This window comes from Pseudomonas sp. UBA6276, from assembly GCF_002438365.1.
GTDB lineage: Bacteria > Pseudomonadota > Gammaproteobacteria > Pseudomonadales > Pseudomonadaceae > Aquipseudomonas > Aquipseudomonas coleopterorum.
The window spans coordinates 52,410-56,311 of sequence record NZ_DJUS01000053.1 but is presented as its reverse complement, the minus strand read 5'-3'; the positions used below and the strand labels follow the sequence as shown (position 1 = coordinate 56,311).

Below are 3,902 nucleotides of genomic sequence, written 5' to 3'. Positions count from 1 at the left end.
TGCGCAGGATGAACTCGCCGCCATGCTGTTTGGCAAAGCAATAGTTGAACAGGGCGATGTAGGCCGTGCCGACATGGGGGTCGCCGGTGGGCGATGGGGCGATACGCGTACGAACGGTCATTGAGGGTCTCGAGCAGGTTGAATCGAAACGCCGATGTTAGCAGGGCTTGGGGGGCAGGCTCCAGAATCGTGTGGCAGGGGGTATGGGCGTTCGGTTTGGGGACGGTGGTGTGGCCTTCGCGGGCAGAGGGCTCGCCGCCCGCCCCGCTCCCACAGGGCGGGTGGTTGCGGGTGGGCTCTGGTGTGGTGTTCGCGGTTCGGCGTCAGACCTTGAGCAAGCGCTCGCGCAGTTTGCCGATTTCGTCGCGCATCTGCGCGGCGGCTTCGAATTCCAGGTCGCGGGCCAATTGGTACATCTTTTCTTCCAGTTGCTTGATGCGCTTGGTGATTTCGCTCGGCGAGCGCAGCTCGTTTTCGTAGCGCGCATTTTCCTCGGCGGCCTTGGCCATGCCCTTGCGCTTCTTGCTGCGCGAGCCAGGCACGGTGGCACCTTCCATGATATCGGCGACGTCCTTGACCACGCCTTTGGGCACGATGCCATTGGCTTCGTTGAAGGCGATCTGCTTCTCGCGACGACGCTCGGTCTCGCCGATGGCGCGTTCCATCGAGCCGGTCATGCGATCGGCATAGAGGATGGCCCGCCCATTGAGGTTTCGCGCGGCACGGCCAATGGTCTGGATCAGCGAGCGATCCGAACGCAGGAACCCTTCCTTGTCGGCATCCAGGATCGCCACCAGCGAAACCTCGGGCATGTCCAGGCCTTCGCGGAGCAGGTTGATCCCCACGATCACATCAAATGCGCCCAGACGCAGATCGCGGATGATCTCCACGCGCTCCACGGTATCGATGTCAGAGTGCAGGTAGCGCACGCGCACGTCGTGGTCTGCGAGGTAATCGGTAAGGTCCTCGGCCATGCGCTTGGTGAGTACGGTGACCAGAATGCGGTCGTCATTGGCCACCCGCTTGCGAATCTCCGACAGCAAATCGTCGACCTGGGTCAATGCGGGCCGCACCTCGACCTGGGGATCGACCAGACCGGTCGGCCGTACCACCTGCTCGATGATTCGCCCGGCATGCTCGGCCTCGTAGTTGCCGGGGGTGGCCGAGACGAAAATGGTCTGGGGGCTCACCCCTTCCCATTCGTCGAAACGCATGGGTCGGTTGTCTAGCGCCGAGGGCAGGCGGAAACCGTATTCGACCAGGGTTTCCTTGCGTGAGCGGTCGCCCTTGTACATGGCCCCCACCTGCGGAACGCTGACGTGGGACTCGTCGATCACTAGCAAGGCGTCAGGGGGCAGGTAGTCATAGAGGGTGGGTGGCGCTGCGCCAGCAGGACGTCCAGACAGGTAGCGGGAATAGTTTTCGATACCGTTGCAGTAGCCCAACTCCAGGATCATTTCCAGATCGAAGCGCGTGCGTTGTTCCAGACGCTGGGCTTCGACGAGTTTGTTCTTGTCGCGGAAGTAGTCCAGGCGGTCCTTGAGTTCTTCCTTGATGCCTTCCACGGCGCCCAGCAGGGTTTCCCGTGGGGTGACGTAGTGGCTCTTGGGGTAGAAGGTGAACCGTGGCAACTTGCGCGTGACCTCGCCGGTCAGCGGATCGAACGCGGCGATGTTCTCGACTTCATCGTCGAACAGCTCGATACGGATGGCTTCCAGATCGGATTCGGCGGGGAACACGTCGATCACGTCGCCACGCACGCGGAAGGTGGCGCGGGCGAAGTCGATCTCGTTGCGGGTGTATTGCAGGTCGGCCAGCCGGCGCAGCAGCGCGCGCTGGTCGAGCTTGTCGCCGCGGTCGACGTGCAGCACCATTTTCAGATAGGTTTCGGGACTGCCCAGACCGTAGATGCATGACACAGTGGTGACGATGATGGCGTCCTTGCGTTCGAGTAAAGCCTTGGTCGCGGACAGGCGCATCTGTTCGATGTGGTCGTTGATCGAGGAGTCCTTCTCGATGAAGGTGTCCGACGATGGCACGTAGGCCTCGGGCTGGTAGTAGTCGTAGTAGGAGACGAAGTATTCGACCGCGTTATTGGGGAAGAACGCCTTGAACTCACCGTACAGCTGAGCGGCCAAGGTCTTGTTCGGCGCCAGCACCAGCGTCGGGCGCTGAACCTGCGCAATCACGTTGGCGATGCTGAACGTCTTGCCCGACCCGGTTACCCCCAGCAAGGTCTGGTGCGCCAGGCCCGCTTCGATACCCTCCACCATCAGGCGAATGGCTTCCGGCTGGTCGCCGGCCGGCTCGAAACGGGTAACCAGTTGAAACTCGGACATGCCACACCTCATGAGTCGCTACAGTCGGACTTTTCCGACTGTATTTATAGACAGTACTTAACCCTAATTGGCACCTGTTGCGGCAAGTTTCAAGGGCATGGCCCAAGACCTTCGGCAAGCACGGGACCAATGGTCGAAAAATAATCGGCAAAAATCGGTAAAACCAGGTGCAACCTGTCGCCCCATGGGCCAAGCGTCTTTATACTGACTCCCCACTCGTGCACCGCTTCGTGCCGCATGGATGAAGCGTGCATCCTCTTCACTCCCGATCAGAGCTACGGTAAAAATGAGCCTGTTTTCCGCTGTCGAATTGGCACCCCGCGATCCTATCCTGGGCCTCAACGAAGCATTCAACGCCGACACCCGCACCGACAAGGTGAATCTGGGCGTTGGCGTGTACTGCAACGAAGAGGGGCGAATTCCCCTGCTGCGCGCGGTCATCGAAGCCGAAACCCAGCGCGTTGCACAGCACGCTGCACGTGGCTATCTGCCCATCGACGGTATCGCCGCCTACGACAAGGCTGTACAGACCCTGATCTTCGGCGCCCAGTCCCCGCTGCTGGCGGCAGGTCGCGTGGTGACCACGCAGGCCGTCGGCGGTACCGGCGCCCTGAAGATCGGTGCCGACTTCCTCAAGCAATTGTCGCCTGACGCCGTGGTCGCGATCAGTGACCCCAGCTGGGAAAACCATCGTGCCCTATTCGAGACCGCCGGTTTCAGCGTGCAGAACTATCGCTACTATGATGCGACCAGCAACGACGTGAACCGTTCAGGCATGCTCGAAGACCTCGACGCCCTGCCCGCCGGTTCCATCGTCGTGCTGCATGCCTGCTGCCATAACCCGACCGGCGTCGACCTCAGCGCATCCGACTGGGTCAACGTGCTGGACGTGGTCAAGCGCAAGGGCCACGTGCCGTTCCTCGACATGGCCTACCAGGGTTTTGGCGAAGGCATCCACGAAGACGCCGCGGCCGTGCGCCTGTTCGCCGAGTCGGGTTTGAGCTTCTTCGTGTCCAGCTCGTTCTCCAAATCGTTCTCGTTGTATGGCGAGCGTGTCGGCGCATTGTCGATCGTCACCCAGTCGAGCGACGAGACCTCTCGCGTGCTGTCGCAGATCAAACGCGTCATCCGCACCAACTACTCCAACCCGCCGACCCATGGCGCAATGATCGTCGCCAACGTGTTGAACAGCCCGGAGCTGCGCGCCATGTGGGAAGACGAGCTGGGCGAGATGCGCCAGCGCATTCGCAGCATGCGTCTGCAAATGGTCGAGGGGCTGGCGGCCCAGGGTGCGAACCGCGATTTCGGTTTCGTTGCCCGTCAGGCCGGCATGTTTTCCTATTCGGGGCTGAGCGCCGAGCAGGTCGCTCGCCTGCGCAACGAGTTCGGCATCTACGCACTGGACACCGGACGTATCTGCGTGGCCGCGCTGAACCAGCGCAACATCGATGGCGTGATCAAGGCCATCGTTCAGGTGCTGTAGCCTTTTTGCCTGGGGGAGGCTTGACTTCCCCTTAGCAATCAGTAACATACGCAGCAGATTCCGCGATAGCTCAGTCGGTA

General features: G+C 61.3%; 3 protein-coding genes. 1 reads left to right on the top strand and 2 read right to left on the bottom strand.

Translation table 11 applies throughout. The annotated features are described in order from the left end of the window. Together B2V21_RS06340 and uvrB are read right to left on the bottom strand one after the other, a co-directional pair. Positions 1 to 121, bottom strand: a 121-nt coding sequence (locus tag B2V21_RS06340; RefSeq protein ID WP_286916353.1) for a glutamate--tRNA ligase family protein, incomplete at its 3' end; no start/stop codon positions are given. Between the two features lie 202 nt (positions 122 to 323). Continuing rightward, complete coding sequence (gene uvrB / locus B2V21_RS06335) at positions 324 to 2,339, bottom strand: excinuclease ABC subunit UvrB (protein ID WP_049861466.1); 2,016 nt, start codon at positions 2,337 to 2,339, stop codon at positions 324 to 326. Positions 2,340 to 2,625: 286 nt separating this feature from the next. On the opposite strand from uvrB, the gene B2V21_RS06330 reads away from it, so the two are divergent. Further along, positions 2,626 to 3,822, top strand: a complete 1,197-nt coding sequence (locus B2V21_RS06330) for an amino acid aminotransferase (RefSeq protein ID WP_282347864.1) — start codon at positions 2,626 to 2,628, stop codon at positions 3,820 to 3,822. Positions 3,823 to 3,902: the final 80 nt, after the last annotated feature.

Bases quoted from the DNA above. Each gene is read 5' to 3' on its own strand.
- uvrB (WP_049861466.1), bottom strand. From the start codon at position 2,339: ATGTCCGAGTTTCAACTGGTTACCCGTTTCGAGCCGGCCGGCGACCAG.
- B2V21_RS06330 (WP_282347864.1), top strand. From the start codon at position 2,626: ATGAGCCTGTTTTCCGCTGTCGAATTGGCACCCCGCGATCCTATCCTG.